2 protein-coding genes are annotated in these 1,030 nt (G+C 46.0%); one reads left to right on the top strand and one right to left on the bottom strand.

Going from position 1 to position 1,030, the window contains the following annotated elements; translation table 11 throughout:
- Positions 1-257, bottom strand: a 257-nt coding sequence (locus Q1A75_RS23935; protein ID WP_299593586.1) for a hypothetical protein, incomplete at its 3' end; no start/stop codon positions are given.
- A 516-nt stretch (positions 258-773) separates the two neighbouring features.
- Between Q1A75_RS23935 and Q1A75_RS23940 the strand changes: the two genes are divergently transcribed.
- Positions 774-1,030 (top strand): hypothetical protein (locus Q1A75_RS23940; RefSeq protein WP_299593586.1); only part of this gene is annotated, 257 nt, incomplete at its 3' end.

Raw genomic sequence — 1,030 nt, 5'->3', positions numbered from 1 at the left:
TTCCTGTTTCTTTCGTGTACTGGGTTTTGTTGGTGAGCGATTTGGGCGTCATTGACGGTTCCGGTCCATCCGCAGGATGCGCAGAGGAGCTTGCTGTTATCGTCCCATTCATGGGAGCCATCACAGCTTTCCTGCACGTCCGTGCCGTCCTTTGTGATGCGGACCATCACGTGGGTTTGGACATCGAGGGTATCGTCCTGCTGGCACGATGGGCAGATCATGTTCCAGACGCTTCGGACAGAAGTATCGTTCGGCATTCGGTTTCTCCATTCAAGTAAATATGCAGTTAGATAAGTCCATATGTGCATAGGGCCATATGTGCTTGTGTACCTATGAGTATAAGGCATGGAAAAAAGAGTAAGTAAATATAAAAATGACCTAGATAGGCAAGTAAATATGCAACATGGGGGTGTGATATTAAGTAAACATGCCGGAAGCTAGGTGTTGCGGGTAGGTAACTATGCAGAAGAGGTGTGGTATATATACAATATAGCGTGGTATAGTTACTATACTTATAAGTATAGTAACTATACCACGCTATATTGTATATATACCACACCTCTTCTGCATAGTTACCTACCCGCAACACCTAGCTTCCGGCATGTTTACTTAATATCACACCCCCATGTTGCATATTTACTTGCCTATCTAGGTCATTTTTATATTTACTTACTCTTTTTTCCATGCCTTATACTCATAGGTACACAAGCACATATGGCCCTATGCACATATGGACTTATCTAACTGCATATTTACTTGAATGGAGAAACCGAATGCCGAACGATACTTCTGTCCGAAGCGTCTGGAACATGATCTGCCCATCGTGCCAGCAGGACGATACCCTCGATGTCCAAACCCACGTGATGGTCCGCATCACAAAGGACGGCACGGACGTGCAGGAAAGCTGTGATGGCTCCCATGAATGGGACGATAACAGCAAGCTCCTCTGCGCATCCTGCGGATGGACCGGAACCGTCAATGACGCCCAAATCGCTCACCAACAAAACCCAGTACACGAAAGAAACAGGAA

The sequence above is a fragment of the uncultured Tateyamaria sp. genome (assembly GCF_947504105.1).
Lineage (GTDB): Bacteria > Pseudomonadota > Alphaproteobacteria > Rhodobacterales > Rhodobacteraceae > Tateyamaria.
Note: the sequence above shows the minus strand (reverse complement) of the source record. Positions and strands in the feature narration are given on the sequence as shown.